Source organism: Kribbella steppae (genome assembly GCF_004342025.1).
In the GTDB taxonomy this organism is placed as follows: domain Bacteria; phylum Actinomycetota; class Actinomycetes; order Propionibacteriales; family Kribbellaceae; genus Kribbella; species Kribbella steppae.
Genome location: NZ_SLWN01000013.1, coordinates 14,518 through 30,390 on the forward strand (window position 1 = coordinate 14,518; position 15,873 = coordinate 30,390).

Below are 15,873 nucleotides of genomic sequence, written 5' to 3' on the forward strand. Positions count from 1 at the left end.
CATGAGTGCGACTTTCGTGAACGTCTCATCGGCCGTCAGACGGTCGGCTTGGGCGCGGACCGCGGCGTCTTTGCTGATCATGCTGGGCCTGTGGATCCTGGCCACAACTGTCCTGGGAGTTCCGGCCTTCACCTTGCCCTCGCCCGCAGCCGTGACGAGTGCTTGGTGGGAAGCGGCCTCTGGTGGTGGCCTCTTCTCCGACATCCTTGTCAGCGCGACCCGGCTACTACTCGGCGGCGCAGCGGGGATCTCGACCGGGATCGTCCTGGGCGTGCTGGCCGGGCTGAGCGGCGCCGTGCGGGTGTCCCTCGAACCGCTGGTCAACGCGATGTCGGGAATCGCCGGCATCGCCTGGATCCCGCTGGCCCTGGCCTGGTTCGGCACCGGCCTCGCGATGTCCACGTTCGTCATCTGGAACGGCGTGTTCTTCGTCGTGTTCGCCAACGCCGCGCTGGGTGTCTCCAGAGTGCAGCCATCGCTGGTGCAGTCCGTACGGACCATGGGCGGCGGATGGTGGGAGGTCCTACGGACCGTGATCCTCCCCGGCGCACTGCCCGACATCCTGACCGGCGTACGCGTCGGCCTGAGCTTCGCCTGGCGCGCCCTGATCGCCGCCGAACTGCTCGGCGCACCACAAGGCTTGGGACAGTGGATCAACCGGGCCGCTCTCAACCAGCGGTCCGACCAGATCCTCGCGGGCTGCATCACCGTCGCCGTACTGGGGGTCTTCCTTGAACGCGTCACGGTGTCCCTGATCGCCAAGCACACCGTGGTCAAGTGGGGCACCATCACCGACGCGAGCGGAAGGGGCGGACGATGACCAGGCGAATGGCTCTGTCCCGCATCATCTTCGGGATCCTGCTCCTGGCCCTCCTGTTCGGCGGTCCACACCTCTACGGCCGCGCGACGGCGGCCGACAAGCTGGCCGACTGTCTCGTCGGCACCACGAGTCCGCAGAACGTCGTCGTGAAGCTGTCCTACGTACCAGGACCGACACAGCTCGAGGATCTCCAGCGGTACGGGCGGTACGGCGGCAGCCGCGGCGACCTGCAAAGCGTCGTACTCCTCGACGTGCCGGCGCAGAACGTGACGCTGCTCTCCCAGCTCTATTGGGTCGATCGAGTCGACACGGAGGACGGATGCTGACGTCCAGCGAGAGGCCGTCCTCCGTGGACGCCACGTCGCTTCCGACGTACGCCCAACTGCTCGAGCGACAGGACGGGCGGCCACCAGGCTCGTCGTGGGGCGTGTTCGGTCCGGACGACCACCTGGGTTCGTTGAACCTGCTCGGTCAGGACCAGGCCCGCGTTGCAGCGGGCTTGGTACGCCATGGCGCGGCCTTCAACCTGGACTACGAGGCGAACGCGTTCACGCCACCCGTCTCCCCCAACCGGCGGCCGGCGCAGCACACCATGTTCTCCCGCCACGACGGCTGCGTCCGCGACGACCGGCTCGACAGCTACTACCTCCAGGTGAGCTCCCAGATCGACGGCCTCCGCCACCATCGGCATCCCGTCCACGGGTTCTACGGCGGCGTCAGCGATGAGGAGGTCGCAGTCGGCTCACCGGCACTTGGAATCCAGCACGCGGCCGCGAAAGGCGTCGTGGGCCGAGGTGTGCTCCTGGACGTCGCACGCCACCTCACCGCCACCGGCCGGCCCCTCAATCTGCGGCGCGCCGAGGCCATCAGCACCAAGACGCTCGACGACGTCGCAGCAGCGCAGGACGTCGAGCTGCGGCCGGGCGACATCCTGCTGATCCACACCGGCTGGGCCCGACACGCGATCGAAGATCTCACAGCGGACGAGCGAACGGCGCTTTCATCCACGCGCCAATTCTGTGGCCTGGAACAGTCACGCGACACCCTCGCTTGGATCTGGGACCACCACCTCTCGATGGTGGCGAGCGACACCGTCGCCATCGAGGTCATGCCGAGCGTCCCCGACTCACCGTTCCACGGCAACGTCGGCCGGATGATGCATCCGGACCTCATCGCCCTGCTCGGCATCCACCTCGGCGAGCTCTGGAGACTGCACGAACTGGCCGACGACTGCGCGGCCGATGGCGTCTACGAGTTCCTCCTCACCGCAAAACCACTCAACATCCTCGGCGGCGTCGGCTCCCCACCCAACGCCCTGGCTATCAAGTGATAGCCAGTTGGGTTGGTTGATGCGCTTGCGTAGCCATCGCGCCGCGACGACCGTCGCTGGTGCGTCGTGGGCGAGCTCGGGAGACACCTCCACAGAGACGAATCCATCAGCGGAGTTACTCGCGTCGAACAGGGGCCGCAGTACGGCGAGGGCCCGATCGGCGTCGTCGATGACGAGTTCCCAGTACACTTCCTCGACCGATCTGCCGGCCTTGATCAGCTCTGCGAACTGTTCGTCGTAGTCGTGCGAACCGGTGATGCTCTTGGCGAAGATCGTCGGGTTCGCGGTGACACCTCGAATCCCGTTGTCGACCATTCGCGCCAGGGTGCCGTCGCGCAGCGGGGCGCGGGTGAGGTTGTCCAGCCACGGGCTCTGGCCATGGTCGGCGTAGAGGTGTTGCAGTTTGGTCATCCCGTACTCGGTTTCCTGGCATCCGCCAGGAAACGCTGTCGAGTTGTGATTGTCTACTTGTCCGTGTCGAGGAGCAGGTCGTCCCAGTCGATGCGGGCACGACCTGCCGCGCCGTCTCCCAGGACGAACCTGCTGGGGTCTCCAGCTGCTCTGGCTCCCGATGCCAGCCACGCGGCCATGCCGTGGGCGGTGCGGCGCTCGATCTCGTCGAGATACGCCCGGCGCTCGTCGACGATCCGCAACTGTTGCGTCGGCGAACCTGCCCGTTGCAGAGCCGAGAAGCTAGCACGCCATGCTCGGCAAAGGGCTTCGTCGCTCAGAGCATCCGGCGCGACGGGAGGCTTGGACGGCTGGTCCAGCTCGGTTCCCACAACGACCGCGGTCGCCGGCCTTGGCGAGCGCTCGGCACGATCAGGCCGAGGTGCCGGGCTGGCCACGTGGCCGTGTTCGGTGAGCCAGCGAACGCTGTAACGAATCGCGTACGGGGATCCGCCGACGATGATTGCCAGCAGAAGCACCGCTGTCGGAGCACCCAGCAAAGTGCCCAGGCCGACGAAGGAGACCGTGCCACCCGCGGTGAGGGCGGTGCTGGTGGCCACGATCCGTCGTCGATCCCGCGGATGTCGAGTGGGGCCGGTGGGGTCCGTCAAAGCCACCATGGCAACGACTCCGCCCGTGAGGGCGCCGAGGATGACCATCAAAATGACGCTCGAGAGTGACCAGGTGAAGGCCATGACTGCACCAAGGGCGCCCAGCACACCACAGAAGAGCACCCAAACAACCCGATAGGCCCTCATGGCGTGTCCTCCTGCACCGTGGCGTCGGGTCCGGAGAAGGCTGATTGATCCACGACAACCTCCCTCTTCGTGCTGCTACGACTATGCCGCTGCCGGGCTGCGACAGGTACGGCGCCGATCGGCGAACTGGGGCCGTCCTGATCGCCGAGGCCCGGCAACGACGGGCGTCATCAGCGGAACACGGCGCTGGGACGTCTAGGAGTGGGCGTCCGCACCGCGAGGGAGGTCACGCGAGGGCCAATCGAGAAGCCGTGCGCCCAGAACGGCGATGTGCAGAATGAACCGCTGACCAGGATCACCCGGGTCGTGGCCCGTGAGTTCCTTGACCTTGGTCAGCCGATAGGTGACGGTGCGGACCGAGACGTTCAGGCGCCGCGCCGCGTCCGTCGCGACCTCGCCGGTCGCGAAATACGCCTCGAGGGTCTGCAGGAGCGGCTCGGCGCCCCCGCGAGCCTCGGTCAACGGGGTGAGCACGGCCTGGATGAGATCGACGATGGCGGCCTGGTCGCGGACCAGGACCCGGTACACCAGCATGTCCTCTGCGTCGACGACCGCGGCGTCGAGCCGCAAACGGTCGGCCAGCGTCAGCGCTTCTCGCGCCTCTTCGTAGGAGCGGGCGATGCCGTACGAACCCGGGTAGGGCCGGCCTGTCGTGACGCGCCATTCGCGGCCCGAGCGATGCCGGATCAACGCGTCGTGGATCAGCGTCCCCACGCCCTGGGTAACGGTCCGCGGGGCCGTGCTGGGGGCGGTCGCCGGGATCAACACCACGAGGAGTCCTTCTTTGGTGGCGACGAGCACTTCTCGGTCCCCGAATCGGTCGAGAATGAAGGCTTCCAGCATGTTGACGCTCGTGTCGCCCTCCGGGAGACCGCCGGCGGGGCGGGCCAGGACAATCTGGTGCGGCCGGCCGAGGTCGAGCCCAAAGGGTTCGGCGCGTTCGACGATTCCGGCGACATCGGGGTCGCCGCGTAGCAGGTCGTCGACCAGTTCGCGGCGCAGCGATTCCTCCTGCCGGATCAGATGCTGGGTGGCGGCCTGGTAGCTGTCGACGAGGACGGCGGTCGCTTCACCGACAGCGCGAAGTACCGCCTGTGCCGAAGCGCGGACGGTGTCGCGGTCGCGGTACGGAACGACGTCGGGCAGGTCCCGCCACATCCGCCAGGCCGCGGACAGGTAGAGGTCGACGACCCGTCCGGCAGGGATGCCCTGTTCGGCGGCGCGACGGCCGAGCTCACGGACGATCGCCAATTCGTGTTCATGGGGCCGCCTCCCGGAGATGGCGGCGTCCGCGAGGAGGGTGAGGTACTCGACCAGCAGCTCCAGCGGCGCTTGGGAAGAATCTCCGGCAGCCGCTTGCGCGATCGCCGTCAGCCATGCTTCATCCGCGCTGTTCGCGGCGCCCGAGCCCGGCCAGCGCAGGCCTCTCGACTCGCTCATGCCACTCCTCTCACGCCCCATCGATGCAGGCGTTGGGCCACGCTTCAGTAGAGCATCGTTGCCGGACGTCGGCCATAAGCCTGGTCACAGGTTCGCCGATCACCGCACTACCTGTCGCACCGCTGGAACGGCACAGTCGAAGCCGCAGGGCACCCAGAGCTGAAGCGGAGCGGCGACGTGACGAAGGCAACTGCAGTGAATAATCGGGGTCGTCGCCCAGTTCTGGTCGGGGTTGACGGCTCAGTGTCCGCGCAGGGCGCGCTGGCCTGGGCCGCCGCAGAGGCGTCGTCGAGGCACTGTCCTTTGCGGATCGTCCACACCTTCAGTTGGCCGGTGACCGGCAACCTCCTGGGCATGACCTTCGCCGGGGACCTGAACATCGGCCTGCAGTCAGCCGCCGAGTGGATCCTCACCGAGGCGAAGGCGCATGCGCGCGAGCTGGCCCCCAACATCAAGGTCATCGCTGACCTATTCGTCGGTCCGGCTGCGCCGACGTTACTCAACGAGGCACAGAGTGCCGACCTGGTCGTCGTGGGCAGCCGTGGCGTCGGTGGCTTCCGCGGCCTGCTGGTGGGGTCGGTGAGCGCCACCGTGGCCGCACATTCCCCGTGCCCTGTGGTCGTCGTCCACCCCCACCGAGACGGTTCGGCGTTCCCTGCGTCGCCGATCGGGCAGATCGTTGTGGGCGTCGACGGGTCGGAGATCTCGACCGCGGCGATCCGGTTCGCCTTCCAGCAGGCAGCACGCCGCCACATCGGAATCATCGCTGTGCACGCCGCGATGCGGAGCCGACAGCACCCGACACTCAGCGTTCCCGCACACATCGTCGACCAGATCGACCGGCAGCTGTTCGCCGAAGCAATGCAGAGCAAACGCGTGCTCTTCCCGGCCATCGACGTCCGAACGAAGCTCGTGCACGGCCACCCGGCCCAGGCGCTGATCGATTCGTCGGCCGGCGCCGAACTGGTTGTGGTCGGGTCGCACGGCCGCGGAGGCTTCGCCGGCATGTTGTTGGGGTCGGTCAGTCAGGCTGTCCTGCAGCACGCTGCCTGCCCCGTCGCTGTGGTCCGTCCGCACCGAACCGCGTCCATCACACCCTCATCTGCAGGCCAGCTCCGTTGTGCGGCCGCGTCACCGAACGAGGTCTCGGACCTGAAGGAGCAGTCATGACACCGACGCCGCAAGGCCTGCCCGAAAGCCTCGGGCTGCACAGCCAGCTGCTCGACCTGGACCCCTCAGAGACCCAGGAGTGGCTGGAGTCGATCGACCAAGTAGTCGACCATGCTGGGCAGAACAGGGCCCGGTACCTGCTGCTCAGCATCCTGCAGCGCGCGCGTGACCGGCGCGTCGGCGTTGCGAATCTGCGCAGTACGGACTACCTCAACACGATCGCTCCCGATGCCGAGCCGGCTTTCCCGGGCGACGAGCACATCGAGCGGCGGATCCGGGCCTACAACCGCTGGAACGCGGCGGTCATGGTCCACCGGGCGCAGCGGCCCGGCATCGGCGTCGGCGGGCACATCTCCACCTACGCCTCCGCCGCAGCACTGTTCGAGGTCGGTTTCAACCACTTCTTCCGCGGCCACGACGCACCCGGTGGAGGGGATCAGGTCTACTTCCAGGGCCATGCCTCCCCGGGCATCTACGCGCGGGCATTCCTGGAAGGACGACTCACCGACAGCCAACTCGACGGCTTCCGCCAGGAACTATCCCACGCCGGAGAGGGTGGCGGATTGCCGTCGTACCCGCACCCGCGGCTGATGCCGGACTTTTGGGAGTTTCCGACGGTCTCGATGGGGCTGGGCCCGATCAACGCGATCTACCAGGCCCGCTTCAACCGCTATCTGCACCATCGCGGCCTGAAGGACACCAACGACCAGCGGGTGTGGGCGTTCCTCGGCGACGGCGAGATGGACGAACCCGAATCCCTCGGCGCGATCGGCGTGGCGGCCCGCGAAGAGCTCGACAACCTGACCTTCGTCATCAACTGCAACCTGCAGCGCCTCGACGGCCCGGTCCGCGGCAACGGCAAGATCATCCAGGAACTGGAGTCGTACTTCCGCGGCGCCGGCTGGAACGTCATCAAGGTGATCTGGGGCCGCGAATGGGACCCCCTGCTGGCCGCCGACACTGACGGCGCGCTGCTCAACCTGATGAACACCACCCCCGACGGCGACTTCCAGACCTACAAGGCCGAGTCCGGTGCGTTCGTCCGCGAGCACTTCTTCGGCCGCGATCCCCGCACCGCGGCGATGGTCGAGCACTTGTCCGATACCGAGATCTGGAACCTCAAGCGCGGTGGACACGACTATCGCAAGCTGTACGCCGCGTACCGGGTCGCGACCGAACACACCGGGCAGCCGACGGTGATCTTGGCCAAGACAATCAAAGGGTGGACCTTGGGCTCCCACTTCGAGGGCCGCAACTCGACCCACCAGATGAAGAAGCTCACCCTCGAAGATCTCAAAGCCTTCCGCGACCGCCTGTTCCTGGACATCCCCGACACCGCCCTCGACGCGGTCAAGCCGCCCTACTACCGGCCACCGAAGAACGCACCGGAACTGGAATATCTCCACGAGCGCCGCCGCGCCCTCGGCGGCTACCTGCCGGCCCGCAGGCTCACCGCAAAGCCGCTCCCGCTGCCGGACGAGGCGGCGTACTCGACCGCACGGCGCGGCTCAGGCCGTCAGGAGGTCGCCACCACGATGGCGTTCGTCCGGCTACTCAAGGAGCTGATGAAGGACCGGCAGATCGGTCACCGGTTCGTGCCGATCATTCCCGACGAGGCCCGCACCTTCGGGCTGGATTCGCTGTTCCCATCCAAGAAGATCTACTCCCCGCACGGACAGAACTACCTGTCGGTGGACCGGGACCAGATGCTGAGCTATCAGGAGGACATCCGCGGTGTGCTCCTCCACGAGGGCATCACCGAGGCCGGCTCTGCCGCGTCCTGGACAGCTGCGGGTACGTCGTACGCCACCCATGGCGAGCCGATGATCCCGCTGTACATCTTCTACTCGATGTTCGGGTTCCAGCGCACCGGAGACCAGCTCTGGGCGGCCGCGGATCAGCTGACCAGGGGATTCCTGCTCGGCGCCACCGCCGGCCGCACCACCTTGAACGGTGAAGGCCTGCAGCACCAAGACGGCCATTCGTTGCTGCTGGCATCGACCAATCCCGCGTGCATCGCGTACGACGCCGCCTATGCGTTCGAGCTGGCCCACATCACCGCCGACGCCCTCCGGCGCATGTACGGCGAACCGCGGCCGGGCGAAGACCAGAACGTCTTCTACTACCTCACCCTCTACAACGAGCCGATCACCCAGCCGGCCGAGCCCGCGGACGTCGACATCGACGGAATCCTCGCCGGGATGCACCGCTACTCCCCTGCCCCAGCCGGCGACGGTCCGAAGGCACAGATCCTTGCCTCCGGCATCGCGGTGCCGTGGGCGCTGGACGCACAACGCCTATTGGCGGACGATTGGGGCGTCCAAGCAGACGTGTGGTCGGTCACGTCGTGGACCCAGCTGCGCCGCGACGCACTCGCTACCGAAGAGTGGAACCTGGCGCACCTCGACCAACCCACCCGGATCCCCTACGTCACCAGACGCCTGAGCTGCGCTCCCGGTCCGGTGGTCGCCGTGTCGGACTGGATGCGCGCCGTCCCCGATCAGATCGCCCCGTTCGTACCAGGCACCTGGGCCTCGCTGGGCACCGACGGATTCGGCCGGTCCGACACCCGCGCCGCTCTGCGGCGCCACCTCGGTGTCGACGCCCCGGCCATCGCTGTTCGGGTACTGCAACAGCTCGCCGACAGCGGTGAGCTGGATTCGTCTGTGCCCTGCGAGGCACAACGTGCCTACTACATGAATGGCCATCCCGACCCAGCGTCGTAATCGTCGTACTTGACCTGGAGGAATGATGCGTGTCTTCGTCGCCGGGGCAACCGGCGTCATCGGTAACCGACTGGTGCCTTTGCTCCTCTCGACCGGCCACGACGTCATCGGTCTTGCACGGTCGCAGGATGCCGGCGCCGGCTTGGAGCGCCTGGGCGCCGACGTCGTACACGCCGACGCGCTGGACCACGCAGCGATGCGCCGCGCAGTGCGAGTCGCCGCGCCCGACGCCGTAGTCCACCTGCTCACAGCGATCCCAGCGCGGATCAATCCGAAGCGGCTGTCCCGTGACCTCGCCCAGACCAACCGCTTGCGTACTCAAGGCACCATCAACCTGGTGGATGCGGCGGCCCAAGCCGGCGCGAAACGGGTGATCACCCAGGGCTCGGCCTATGTCTACGAACCGAATGGCCCAGACCCGGCCACCGAGGACGTGCCCTTCTGGCATCGCCCACCGACCGAGTTTGGTCCCGTGCTCGACGCCCTCCGGGAACTGGAGGCCCTCACGGCGGAAGCGGGCGGACTCGTTCTGCGCATCGGTCATCTGTACGGCCCTGGCACGACCTACGCGCCCGGCGGGTCGTTCGTCCAACAGGTTCAGAACCGCAACGTTCCCATCGTTGGGCAGGGCACCGGTACGTTCTCCTTCACCCACATCGATGATGCCGCGAGCGCCATCGTGGCAGCACTCGAAAACACCGCAGCCGGTGCACTGAACGTGGTCGACGACGAGCCCGCGCAGGTCCGCGAGTGGCTTCCGGTGCTGGCCCACCTACTGGGTGCACCTCCGCCAACGCACATTCTGCCCCCGATGGCCCGATTGGCCTTCGGTAGCTGGGGCGTCGCCTTCCTGACCGAACTGCGCGGCGCCGACAACTCCAACGCCAAACGCGTCCTCGGCTGGAGCCCGAAGTACCCATCGTGGCGGCAAGGGTTCGAGGCTGACTTGGCTCATGCCGGCAGTCCGTAGCCGCGGCCACAACGGAACCCACCTGGAGGAACAACCTCCTGTACGTCGCCGAACAGCCCGGCACCCAACGCGTCATCACCCAAGGTCTGACCTGCATCTACGACCCGCACAGATGGGTACGGCCACCGAGGCCTCGCCGTGGCGGCGTAACCCACCGAGCCAGTTCGTGCCCGTCCTCGCCGCGCTGCGAGAACTGGAAGAGCCGCCCGCCGTACGTGTCCTGGCGACAGGGATTCGCTGCGGAGCTGACCCGCACCTCCCAACGCTGAGGCCCCACCTCTGGATGCCGGTGATCGGCAACAAGCTGCCGTCGAAGTCGGCCGACGAGGGCCGGTGCCAGTACGTCGCCACCAGGCAAGCATGGAAGGAGATCAACACTCTGGAAGGAGTGGAAGCAATGACGACTGAGGTGCCGAGCAACCGCGTACCAAGCCGGAAGACACTGTCCGACCCGGCTTACCAGGCATTCCTGCTGCTGCGAACGGTCTTCACGGTCGCGCCGATCGTGTTCGGCCTGGACAAGTTCGCCAACCTGCTCACCGATTGGCCGGGCTACCTGGCCCCATGGATCAACGACCTCGTCCCAGGCTCCGGCCAGGACGCGATGTACGTCATCGGAATCATCGAGATCGTCGCAGGCATCGCGGTCGCACTGATCCCACGCTACGGCGGACTCCTGGTTGCCGCCTGGCTCGCAGGAATCATCGTCAACCTCCTGACCATCCCAGACTTCTACGACGTCGCCCTCCGCGACTTCGGCCTCCTGATCGCCGCCCTCGCACTGTCACGCCTCGCCATCAAGTACGCGCCGGCCCGACACCGCTCCTGACCTCGACCTCGATTGTTGCTTCCAGCAACACTCCCACGTCCTGTGCCCGATCGGCGCAGTCATGGTTGCCGGTTCCCGGCAACCAACGTGAGGCGACCTTCGCCGGAGGTGCCACTACCCGGGGGAGAGGGCGTAGCGGCAAGGTCTGAGGTATCCGTTCAAGGATCCGGGAGTGTGCCATGGAGTCCCTTATCGCCACCCGAAGTGAGTTACTCGACCGCCGGCGACGGGCGGTCTTCGTCGCTCAGGGCCGCGATCTGCTCAAGGACAAGAGAACCGCCCTCGTGCGGGAATTCCGGCACCACCGTACCGAGCTCCTCGACGGGCTCGCACAGCTGCGGAATCTCGCGGTCCAGGCCCACCAGCGACTCGACCAGGCCACTGCGGTGTGCGGCCCGGAGGCTCTCGCGTCGGGTGGTCTGGCTGCCGCGACCGGGATCGGCGCGGACCTGCAGTCCCGCAGCGTCGCAGGGGTCCAGGTGTTCGAGCTGCGCCACGATCCCGTCCGTCGCAACCCAGCCACTCGCGGTTGGGCACCTTCCCTGGTGTCGACCCATCTCGACAGCGTGGCGCTGGCCTACGAGGAGCAGCTCGAGTGGCTGCTGGACCTGTGTGCGGTGGAGTTGAGCGTGCGCCGTCTGGCCACGGAGATCGCACGGACCACCAAACAGGTCAATGCTTTGGACAACATCGTGCTCCCGCAACTGCACGACGAGGCGCGCCGGATCACGCTGACACTCGACGAGCGCGAACGCGAGGAACACGCCCGGCTCAGGCGAGCGCGTACTCGCAGGGCTGCCCGTGACGCCGCCGGCACCGGGCCCAACCGCACGTGGAGCGCGGCATGAGCCGAACCTACGACGGTAGCGAAACCACCGGCCGTGCGACGCCGCGCGAGTTGGTGCGGAACTTTGAAGACACGATCGCCGCCAGGCTGGCCGCGGCGGACCAAGCCCGCGATGAGGTGGCACTAGCGCAAGTGCAGGCGGATCACCTCATCGCCGAGGCCGAAGCGCAGGCGGCGGAGGTGGCGCGGCATCGGGCAGCCGCGATCCTGTCCGCCGCCCGCGCGGAGGCCGCCCGGTTGACCCAGGCCGGCATCCGCCGAGCGGCCGACCTGACCGCAGTCGCCGCCCGGCGACGCGACCAGGACGTCGCAACAGTCGTCGCCGCGGTCCTGCCGCAGCCGACCGGCTCATCACGGGAAGAGGTGAGCCGACCGTGAGGGTCCCGCTCACGCTGCTCGAGGTCGTCGGCCTCCGACCGCGCCTGGACGACGCCCTGACAGCCCTGCAGGAGCTGCGCCTGGCCGAAGTCGTGACGATCGTCGATCCCGGTGAGACCCCGCCCGACCTCGCTGACCTCATCGCCCGGACCGACGCCGTGATGGCGCTCGTCGACCGGTCCGGGACCGGCACCGTGCTGAGCAATGACGCCCTGCGGACCACCCTCGACCAGCTCGAGCCCCCACTGGCCAAGCTGCTGGCAGAAGAGGAGCAACTGCGCGGCGAGGCCGAGGCACTGCCCCGGTCCATCGAGGCCCTTGACGCCCTACAGCCGCTGGTGCCCGAGCTAGGTCGGCTGGATGACCGGCAACTGGCGAACCTGGGTCTGGCGAGCATGGCGCTCGTCCTCGACGACCCGGACCTGCGGGTCGTCCCCGAGCTGGCCCGGCAACTCGCCGAATTGCTCGGCCGAGGACATTTGATGGTCACCTCCGCGGCGACGCCCGGCAGCCCCGTCGGCTGTCTGTTGATTCTTCGTCGCGGCGACCTTCCCGAAGTCGACGCACTGCTCGGCACGGAGCGCATCGTCGAGGTCGGTGTCCCCGCCGCCTACGCCGGCAAGTCGCTGCGCGCGACCGTCGACGCCATGCGCGAACGCCTCACCGCGCTGCCTGGCGAACGCGACCGCGTGCGGGCCTACCTGGCCGCCACGGTCAGGCCGGTCGCGGGATCATTGCACGCCACTATCGCCGCCCTGCGGGCTCGCGCCGAACGCGCTGTCGCAGCCACGCAGGCCGACCTGTCCTCGCGCACGTTCGTCCTCAGGCTCTGGGTCCCGGCCAAACAGACCGCGGTGGTCGAGCAGGCGCTGGTAGACCGGCTCGGCCGGGCCGTTGCCGTCGAGCGTCTGGACACCGGTGGACAAGCCGAGGATCAACCGGTCCTGCTGCGGAACCGGACCGGCTGGCAGCCGTTTCAGCAGTTGGTCGGGCTCTTGTCCTGGCCGGCGCGCGGCGACCTGGACCCCACAGGATTGACGGCCCTGGCGTTGCCGCTCTTCTTCGGCGTCATGGTCGGCGACATCGTGTACGGCACCCTCCTGCTGGCCGCCGGGTGGTGGCTCAGATCGCACTGGGCCAAGAAGAGCACCCTCAGTGAAGTCGGCCGGGTGATGTTGCTCGGCGGCGCCTGGACGGTCCTGTTCGGCCTCCTTTACGGCGAGGCGCTCGGCAGCCTGGGCCATAGCATCGGTATGCCGGCGCTCTGGTTCTACCGAGGTGGACCGACCGCGCTCCAGCCGTTGCTGCTGTTCTCGTTGGCCATCGGCCTCGTCCATGTCGTCATGGGATTGCTGCTGGGAGTCTGGACAGCCGCTCGCGGACACCACCGCCGGCATCTGGCCTCGAAAGTCGGAACACTTCTGGTACTGGGCGGGCTCTTTGGGGTGGCCGGTGTAGCCGCCGCAGGATTCCCGGCAGAGGTCCTGACCCCGGCGGTTGCCGCACTTGTGGTCGGTGTGGTCGTGGCCTGCGTGTCCCAGGGCGCGCTCGGGCTGCTGCTGGGCCCCCTCGATCTGCTCGGTGCCCTCGGCAACGTCTTGTCCTACCTGCGGCTGGCGGCCGTCGGGCTCGCCTCGACGTACCTGGCCGAGGTCGCCAATCAGCTCGGCGCCAGGGGGCCCCTGCTGCTGGGAGTCCTCGTCGCCACCTTGTTCCACGCGCTGAATCTCGCCTTGGCGGCCTTCAGCCCGACGATCCAGGCACTTCGGCTGCATTACGTCGAGTTCTTCGGACAGTTCTACGAAGGCGGCGGGCGACTCTTCGCACCTCTCGGCGGTTCCGTTGTCCGGGGTCCCGAGTCCGAACGCGTCACTTCCCTGCCCTCCGCCACAACCAACTCACCCGAGCCGGTCCCGGCCGGGGCTCCCGTCTGAAAGGACAAACATCATGGAACTCGGACTGATCGCCCTCGCCGCCGGGCTCGCCGTAGGCCTGTCCGCACTGGCCACCGGCTACGCCCAGGCGCGGATCGGGGCCGCCGCGATGGGCGCGGTAGCGGAGAAGCCTGAACTGACCGGACGCGCGATCCTGCTCGTCGCCATCCCGGAGACGCTGGTCATCCTCGGGTTCGCGGTCTCGGCGATGATCATCCTGCTCCTCGGCGGCAAGTGATGGCGCTGCGCGATCTGCTCACCGCACTGGAGGAAGAGGGCGCAGCAGAGCACGAGCGGGCTCAGCAGGACAGGCGTCGGCAAGCATCTCAGCTTCTCGTCGACGCCCAGGAGCGGGCCGCCGAGATCCATCAGCACGGCGTGGCAGAGGCCGAAACCACGGCCCGGCAGGAGGCGGAGGATCTGTTGATCACCGCTCGGTTCAGGGCCCGCCGGGCCGTCCGGACCGCGCGCGACGACGCATTGGAGGAGGTCCTCGACAAGGTACGCCGGCAACTGGAGGCTCTGCCCGGCAGCCCGGACGGCCCGGCAATGGCAGCCGCCTGCGTGGAGGAAGCTGTCGCGGTGATGCCGCAGGCGACGACGGTGCGCGTTCACCCGGCCGACGCCGCGACGCTGAGGCCCGACACCACGGTCCCGGTCGTCGCCGACCTCGAACACGGCGGCGCCATTGCCGAGGACGACCAGGGCCGCTACATCGACAACACCTATCTCACCCGGCTGGCGAACACCTGGCCGGAGATCCGTGCCGGACTGAGCAACTCCTGGAATCAGGACTCATGACCCCCCGGCCCGACTTCATCGCCGGCAACACCCGGCTCAGAGCGCGGCTGTCCGCGTTGCTCGGACCGGTCGACTACGACCAACTCGCCGGCGTCTCCCGCGAGGCGGCCGCCGAACGGCTCGCCGCGTCGACCTACCGTCCCTATCTCAACCGCGACCAAGTAGGCGACCGCCAACTCCTCGAAGCGGCCGGACGCCGACTGCGGGACCTGCTGCGCGGAGTCCGTGGACTGTACGGCGGCGCGGCGGGCATCGCGGTCGGGGTGCTACTGGCCCGGCACGACCTGCACGACACCCTCGCGCTGCTGCGGGGAGCACGGACCGGGCAGCCTGCCGACGTCCGGCTGACCGCAGTGATGGGTGTTGGTGCGCTCGACCACCGAACGGCCGCCGATATCGCCGCAGCACCCGACGGCGCGACAGCAGTCCTGCGGCTGACCACCCATCGGATCCCCGACCCGGTGACCGTCCGGGCGCTGCCGTCGGCCTGGGAGCACTATGAGCTGCACGGCGACCCGGACGAGTTCGAGACCGCCATCGCGGCAGCCGCGATCGACGGTTGGACCGACCGTCTGGAGTGGGTCGGCCGGGCCGCCCGCCCCGTCCTGGAGGTTGTCCAAGCCGAGTGCGACCGGGCCAACCTTCTCGCCGTACTGCGCGACCCGGCGCTGGAGATGCCACGGCTCCTCCCCACCGGTCTGGTGCCCGAATCGGCGTTGCTGGCCGCCCGGCGGGGCGACCCGCAGCCGGCGGTGGCCGCCCGCCCCGGCTGGCGGCAACCTCTTGAACGGCACCTAGGCGACGAAGACCTCACCGCGCTCGAATGGGACCTGGACGTCGCCGTGTGGCGCCAGGCCGTGCGCGGGCTGCGACGCGGCGACCCCCTCGATGCGCACATCCCCGTCGGCTATGTGCTGGCCACCGAATCCGAGGCGCGCACTGTCCGGCTCCTGCTCGCCGGCCTCGCCCCCAGCTACGACCTCCGAGACCTGCTCGTCCGATGACCACCACACCGACCGGAAAGGACCAGCCATGAGTGACGCGCTCGTCATCGCAACCCCCATGACCGCCATCGGTTATCTCCTCGGCGGTGCACGGACGATCACGGCCGTCGATGCCAACGAAACCGTCGCCGCCGTCGCCGCAGCGATCGCGGACGGCCGTGCCGCGGTCGTTGCCGTCCACGGGGCACTCTGGTCAACCGTCCCACCGCAGGTTCGCGCCGCCTGGGCCAGGCAGACCACCCCACTCATCCTCAGCCTCCCGGACGAGGACGGCGACGTGTCCGCCGCCAAGGACGCGGCGCTCCGGGACCTGCTGGCCCGCGCGGTCGGCTACCAGATCACCTTCACGCCCAGCGGAGGCGCCACGTGACCATGACCGGACCCACCAGGCCCGCGCAGCCGGGATCCGTGGCTGG

At 68.2% G+C, this 15,873-nt stretch carries 16 protein-coding genes and 1 pseudogene; 14 read left to right on the forward strand and 3 right to left on the reverse strand.

What is annotated here, in order from left to right; genetic code table 11:
• The first annotated feature begins 1 nt into the window (after position 1).
• From EV652_RS32380 to EV652_RS45500, 3 genes are read left to right on the forward strand one after another with little or no spacing between them, the layout of a single operon-like run.
• Positions 2–820, forward strand: coding sequence for an ABC transporter permease (locus EV652_RS32380; protein WP_158441330.1), 819 nt, complete (start codon positions 2–4; stop codon positions 818–820).
• Positions 817–1,146 (forward strand): hypothetical protein, encoded by a 330-nt coding sequence (locus EV652_RS32385; RefSeq protein WP_132213102.1) that lies wholly within the window; start codon positions 817–819, stop codon positions 1,144–1,146. Before EV652_RS32380 ends, EV652_RS32385 begins: the two co-directional genes overlap by 4 nt.
• Positions 1,140–2,150: a cyclase family protein gene (locus EV652_RS45500; protein WP_132213103.1), complete on the forward strand. Its 1,011-nt coding sequence runs from the start codon at positions 1,140–1,142 to the stop codon at positions 2,148–2,150. Before EV652_RS32385 ends, EV652_RS45500 begins: the two co-directional genes overlap by 7 nt.
• 15 nt (positions 2,151–2,165) lie before the next feature.
• Here EV652_RS45500 and EV652_RS45880 read toward each other — a convergent pair.
• From EV652_RS45880 to EV652_RS32405, 3 genes and pseudogenes are all read right to left on the reverse strand, one after another.
• Positions 2,166–2,561 (reverse strand): annotated as a pseudogene (locus EV652_RS45880) (transaldolase family protein); the annotation flags it as partial.
• Positions 2,562–2,614: 53 nt separating this feature from the next.
• Positions 2,615–3,295 carry a hypothetical protein gene (locus EV652_RS32400; protein ID WP_132213104.1) on the reverse strand — a complete coding sequence of 227 codons (681 nt, stop codon included), beginning with the start codon at positions 3,293–3,295 and terminating at the stop codon, positions 2,615–2,617.
• A 258-nt stretch (positions 3,296–3,553) separates the two neighbouring features.
• Positions 3,554–4,798 (reverse strand): PucR family transcriptional regulator, encoded by a 1,245-nt coding sequence (locus tag EV652_RS32405; protein WP_132213105.1) that lies wholly within the window; start codon positions 4,796–4,798, stop codon positions 3,554–3,556.
• Positions 4,799–4,993: 195 nt separating this feature from the next.
• Here EV652_RS32405 and EV652_RS32410 point away from each other — a divergent pair, with 195 nt between their 5' ends.
• The 11 genes from EV652_RS32410 to EV652_RS32460 all read left to right on the forward strand — a co-directional run bounded on the left by EV652_RS32410 (position 4,994) and on the right by EV652_RS32460 (position 15,827).
• A complete protein-coding gene (locus EV652_RS32410) occupies positions 4,994–5,968 on the forward strand; it encodes a universal stress protein (protein ID WP_255512659.1) in 975 nt (324 codons plus the stop codon).
• Positions 5,965–8,694, forward strand: coding sequence for a pyruvate dehydrogenase (acetyl-transferring), homodimeric type (aceE, locus tag EV652_RS32415; protein ID WP_132213107.1), 2,730 nt, complete (start codon positions 5,965–5,967; stop codon positions 8,692–8,694). The genes EV652_RS32410 and aceE overlap by 4 nt, the downstream gene beginning before the upstream one ends.
• Before the next feature lie 25 nt (positions 8,695–8,719).
• Positions 8,720–9,664, forward strand: coding sequence for an NAD-dependent epimerase/dehydratase family protein (locus tag EV652_RS32420; protein ID WP_132213108.1), 945 nt, complete (start codon positions 8,720–8,722; stop codon positions 9,662–9,664).
• Between the two features lie 112 nt (positions 9,665–9,776).
• Positions 9,777–10,493: a hypothetical protein gene (locus EV652_RS45510; RefSeq protein ID WP_242002141.1), complete on the forward strand. Its 717-nt coding sequence runs from the start codon at positions 9,777–9,779 to the stop codon at positions 10,491–10,493.
• A gap of 179 nt (positions 10,494–10,672) precedes the next feature.
• Positions 10,673–11,341, forward strand: a complete 669-nt coding sequence (locus EV652_RS32430; protein WP_132213109.1) for a V-type ATP synthase subunit D — start codon at positions 10,673–10,675, stop codon at positions 11,339–11,341.
• Positions 11,338–11,718 carry a hypothetical protein gene (locus tag EV652_RS32435; RefSeq protein ID WP_132213110.1) on the forward strand — a complete coding sequence of 127 codons (381 nt, stop codon included), beginning with the start codon at positions 11,338–11,340 and terminating at the stop codon, positions 11,716–11,718. The genes EV652_RS32430 and EV652_RS32435 overlap by 4 nt, the downstream gene beginning before the upstream one ends.
• Entirely contained in the window at positions 11,715–13,652 is a 1,938-nt protein-coding gene (locus EV652_RS32440; protein ID WP_132213111.1) for a V-type ATP synthase subunit I, read from the forward strand. Before EV652_RS32435 ends, EV652_RS32440 begins: the two co-directional genes overlap by 4 nt.
• 13 nt (positions 13,653–13,665) lie before the next feature.
• On the forward strand, positions 13,666–13,890 hold the full coding sequence (locus EV652_RS32445; protein WP_130383213.1) for an ATP synthase subunit C-like protein: 225 nt from the start codon (positions 13,666–13,668) through the stop codon (positions 13,888–13,890).
• A complete protein-coding gene (locus EV652_RS32450; protein ID WP_132213112.1) occupies positions 13,890–14,453 on the forward strand; it encodes a V-type ATP synthase subunit E family protein in 564 nt (187 codons plus the stop codon). Before EV652_RS32445 ends, EV652_RS32450 begins: the two co-directional genes overlap by 1 nt.
• Entirely contained in the window at positions 14,450–15,457 is a 1,008-nt protein-coding gene (locus EV652_RS32455; protein ID WP_132213113.1) for a V0D/AC39 family V-type ATPase subunit, read from the forward strand. Before EV652_RS32450 ends, EV652_RS32455 begins: the two co-directional genes overlap by 4 nt.
• Before the next feature lie 28 nt (positions 15,458–15,485).
• Positions 15,486–15,827 carry a V-type ATP synthase subunit F gene (locus EV652_RS32460; RefSeq protein WP_158441334.1) on the forward strand — a complete coding sequence of 114 codons (342 nt, stop codon included), beginning with the start codon at positions 15,486–15,488 and terminating at the stop codon, positions 15,825–15,827.
• The last annotated feature ends 46 nt before the right edge of the window (positions 15,828–15,873 follow it).

Excerpts from the sequence above, each read along its gene's own strand:
- EV652_RS32380 (WP_158441330.1), top strand. The coding sequence starts at position 2 with ATGAGTGCGACTTTCGTGAACGTCTCATCGGCCGTCAGACGGTCGGCT.
- EV652_RS32385 (WP_132213102.1), top strand. The coding sequence starts at position 817 with ATGACCAGGCGAATGGCTCTGTCCCGCATCATCTTCGGGATCCTGCTC.
- EV652_RS45500 (WP_132213103.1), top strand. The coding sequence starts at position 1,140 with ATGCTGACGTCCAGCGAGAGGCCGTCCTCCGTGGACGCCACGTCGCTT.
- EV652_RS32400 (WP_132213104.1), bottom strand. The coding sequence starts at position 3,295 with ATGGCCTTCACCTGGTCACTCTCGAGCGTCATTTTGATGGTCATCCTC.
- EV652_RS32405 (WP_132213105.1), bottom strand. The coding sequence starts at position 4,798 with ATGAGCGAGTCGAGAGGCCTGCGCTGGCCGGGCTCGGGCGCCGCGAAC.
- aceE (WP_132213107.1), top strand. The coding sequence starts at position 5,965 with ATGACACCGACGCCGCAAGGCCTGCCCGAAAGCCTCGGGCTGCACAGC.
- EV652_RS32420 (WP_132213108.1), top strand. The coding sequence starts at position 8,720 with ATGCGTGTCTTCGTCGCCGGGGCAACCGGCGTCATCGGTAACCGACTG.
- EV652_RS45510 (WP_242002141.1), top strand. The coding sequence starts at position 9,777 with ATGGGTACGGCCACCGAGGCCTCGCCGTGGCGGCGTAACCCACCGAGC.
- EV652_RS32430 (WP_132213109.1), top strand. The coding sequence starts at position 10,673 with ATGGAGTCCCTTATCGCCACCCGAAGTGAGTTACTCGACCGCCGGCGA.
- EV652_RS32435 (WP_132213110.1), top strand. The coding sequence starts at position 11,338 with ATGAGCCGAACCTACGACGGTAGCGAAACCACCGGCCGTGCGACGCCG.
- EV652_RS32445 (WP_130383213.1), top strand. The coding sequence starts at position 13,666 with ATGGAACTCGGACTGATCGCCCTCGCCGCCGGGCTCGCCGTAGGCCTG.
- EV652_RS32450 (WP_132213112.1), top strand. The coding sequence starts at position 13,890 with ATGGCGCTGCGCGATCTGCTCACCGCACTGGAGGAAGAGGGCGCAGCA.
- EV652_RS32455 (WP_132213113.1), top strand. The coding sequence starts at position 14,450 with ATGACCCCCCGGCCCGACTTCATCGCCGGCAACACCCGGCTCAGAGCG.
- EV652_RS32460 (WP_158441334.1), top strand. The coding sequence starts at position 15,486 with ATGAGTGACGCGCTCGTCATCGCAACCCCCATGACCGCCATCGGTTAT.